General features: G+C 47.6%; 3 protein-coding genes. 2 read left to right on the top strand and 1 reads right to left on the bottom strand.

All coding sequences use genetic code 11. From position 1 onward, the window contains the following. Positions 1-493 (top strand): DinB family protein (locus VK541_RS09840; protein ID WP_324369455.1); only part of this gene is annotated, 493 nt, incomplete at its 5' end. Positions 494-499: 6 nt separating this feature from the next. Here the strand turns inward: VK541_RS09840 and VK541_RS09835 are convergent. Beyond that, positions 500-3,037 (bottom strand): glycoside hydrolase family 9 protein, encoded by a 2,538-nt coding sequence (locus VK541_RS09835; RefSeq protein ID WP_324369453.1) that lies wholly within the window; start codon positions 3,035-3,037, stop codon positions 500-502. A gap of 224 nt (positions 3,038-3,261) precedes the next feature. Between VK541_RS09835 and VK541_RS25820 the strand changes: the two genes are divergently transcribed. Next, positions 3,262-3,440 (top strand): transposase (locus tag VK541_RS25820; RefSeq protein WP_414692616.1); only part of this gene is annotated, 179 nt, incomplete at its 3' end.

Below are 3,440 nucleotides of genomic sequence, written 5' to 3'. Positions count from 1 at the left end.
ACAAACACATGAGTACCCCGCATGGGGCGAAACCTACATCAAATTAGTTGATGGAGATGTCATTGAGATCCTGGAAAGACAAGTTACTGAATTTACAGATTTCATCAACAGCCTCGTTGAAAAAGCAGACTACGCTTATGCCCCCGGCAAATGGACCATTAAAGAGCTCATTGGCCACATTATAGACACAGAGCGGGTGTTTGTCTACCGGATGACCTGTTTCGCAAGGGGCGAACAACAGCCGCTGCCGGGTTTTGAAGAAGATGACTATGTCGCCAATGCACATTTTTCAGACCGCAGCCTGCTCAGCCTGTCCCATGAGTTTGCTTTGCTTAGAAAAGCGAACCTTTACCTCTTCAAATCACTGACAGAAGCAGAACTTGACCGCAAAGGAACTGCTTCAGGCAAAGAGATCACGGTAAGAGCCATTTTGTATGTCACAGCCGGTCATGTCATGCACCATACCAGCGTCATCAAAGAGCGGTATTTATAGCCCGTCTTACCTCGTTACAGACTTCAGCAACTCATCAACCTTAACCAGCTCATAACCTTGACGCTTCAGGCGGACGATCAGCTCGTCAAGCTTCCGGTAAAACTTGTCCGTCCTCCGGTCATCTGTCCCGATGTGCATTAAAAGCAAAAAACCGTTTAAGCCCGATTTTTTTTCATAATCCAGTATAGATTGATAGATCTCGTCAGAAGACCGGTAGCTCTTACCCATTTCAGGATAAGTATAATCGGCATTTGAGCGCGTGCCCGGTGTATAGTTCAGCAGGGTAAGCCCGCTTTCCATGGTCCAGTCCGCAATCGTCTGATTGTACCATTCATAGGGAGGTAAAAAGAACCTGGCATTTTCCTTTTTGATCCCGAAATTGGCCATTGCCGAGTAATTTGCCTGCAGATCTCCGTTAAACTGATCCCTGGTGACCAGCAGGCTGTCCCGTTTTTTCCAATCGCAATACAACAGGTGCACATCGGAATGCCCGCCAAGGTAATGCCGGTCGCCTTTCAGCTCCTGCACAAGATTTTTAAACTGCACATTGCGATAAAATCTACCCGTTAGAAAAAAGGAGGCTTTGACGTTGTGCTTCTTTAGCGCAGACCGGATTTCCTCTCCTCCGTCAGCAAATTCATCTCCCGTAAAAACAAGGGCCAGTTTTTTCGCAGCCGTATCCCCTTGTATCACTGCGCCCTGCTCTGTCCGGAATGCAGTGTGCTTTATATTTATTTTTGCCTGCTGCCCGCCATTTTCATAGGCTGCGAGGAGGTAAATCAACGAGGCCGTGCCGTCCATCGTAGGCTCATTGGTGCTGTAATCGCCATAGTCGTCATGATAGACCACAAGGTCTGACTGAAACGCGGCATAAGGGTCGGGTTTGGTCAATTGTATCCCAATCAGATTCTTATAGATATTGCCATACACAGGTCCGTCAACCAGACCTCCGTCTATCGGAAACTTCCCGATCCTGGTAAATGCCGAATGCGGATCCTCAGGTGTATCGCCCCAGGAAGGGAGGCCATAGACCATGCTGGTTCCCCAAATGTTACAGCCAAACAGCCAGTCAAAATTGGCCTGCGCCAGTTCATCATATTGTCCGTCCTGGCTCAATTGCTTATACAAAAAAGCCTGTATGGCAAATGAAGCGGTCAGGTTGTTGGAGCACCAGATAAACGGCACTCCCCTGTAAAAACCGTTTGTTTTGGCTTTTTGCCATACCTTATCCACTCCCTCTTTATAAAAACGGATGGCCGTCTTGCCGGCCGCTCCCTTGTCCTGCCGGGCCAGTTCCCAGTGCCCAAAATTGTGAAAGGGGTAAAACTGGTAATGTGCTGCTGTATCTTTTCCCATCCAGGGTGTTATGGGTTCCTTTTTGGCATAATCAAAAGCCTTGTTCAACAGTTCCCCGTCTTTTAGGACAGGCGATAAAGTAGCGGAAGCCAGCTCCATATCGTCCACCCAATTGTCTTCTGCATAGATATACGGTGACTTGACAGAAGCCGTCTGTGTCACTCCGGGAATCCTGTTGGCGTAAGCATAGGCTGATACCGCTTTTTCTTTCATCAGCGCCGAAAAGCCGGGTTGCCGGTCCTGATAGATTTGCTGGGCCAGGCTAAAAGCACTGGTAAATTTTGCCGCCGTAGAACTTGTTCCTGTTGTATTGTTCAGAAACTTCCCCCTTTGCTGAGGCTGTCCGTCGATAAAGTACAGTGGCCTTTGGAAACCGCGGCCATATTGACTGTCCTGTTTGGGCATACGCATGCTGATGTGGTCACGGTCATCAGCGATCTGATTGAACATGATGTTAGGTTTGGGGTGCATTTTCAGCAGCCAGTCCAATCCCCATCTGGCTTCATCCAGCACATCTGCTACACCATTGCCGCCTGCCAAACCATTGGCCTGGTGTACATCAGAAAAGGATTTTGGAAAATCCCTGTAGGCCGCCAGCAAATGATAGGCGGCATTGGCCGATGTAGTGGAATACTGCAGGTAATCGGATGCATCATGCCAGCCGCCGCTTGCATCAAAATAGGTGCTGTCCGCAATTCCGGCTTCTTTTCCATACAGGACAAACCCGTCATGCGTATGACAGCTGTCTTTCAAATAGGGGTTGAACCCGCTGCGCTGCTGCCGCATGTACCTTAGCGCAAAATCTGCCGTGTTTTTATACACCTGCGGATTGATCCGTACTTTTGGCGACTTCAGCCCGCCGACCCGGACATAATAGGTGCCGCTCCGTTTAAACTCAGAGAAGTTAAGCCTTGAGGCAGATTTGAAAGGCCCGTAAGCCCCAAAGTGTTGTATCTTTTTTGAAGAAAACACCACCTTGCCGCTCAGGGAATCGATCAGTTCGAATTTTTTGGGCCGGATCTCGTCCTTGCTTACCCATACGGCCACCTTGACCGCATCATTGGGATAGCCCAGCAGATTGACCCTGATCCAGGCACTCTCCAGGGTATTTTGTGCGTCCGCTTTAAAGGAAACTACTGCCAGAAACAAAAACAGCGCACTACACTTCATCAAAGAGGGATTTCTCATGTTGTCATCATTTGTGAGTCTAAAAATAGCAAAACTCCTGCTTATCACCGAATAGTCCCGCATGTAACGATCGTATTGTAAACCGTGCCCGTATAGAACGGGTTACTATTGCTTTTAGCTTTGACAAGGTGTTGCGTAAGGTTTGTCCAGGTATTGAAGTGACTCGTCCTATACAGACTTAACATCTCCACGAAGAAGTATTTATTAATGATTAACTTTAAGAGATGTCAGTAGAAATTACAGATGCCAAATTTGGTAGACCTTATCAAGAGTCTTATAAGAAGGCGATAGTTTTAGAGATTGAGCGTGAGGGTATATCCGTAGCCTTTTCATGTGCACGTCATGGTTTAAGTACAGCCGTTGTATACAGCTGGATAAAAAAATATGGGAGTTCCGAATATTT

Source organism: Pedobacter sp. (assembly GCF_035317785.1).
Taxonomy (GTDB): domain Bacteria; phylum Bacteroidota; class Bacteroidia; order Sphingobacteriales; family Sphingobacteriaceae; genus Pedobacter.
This window is presented reverse-complemented; position numbering and strand designations above follow the sequence as displayed.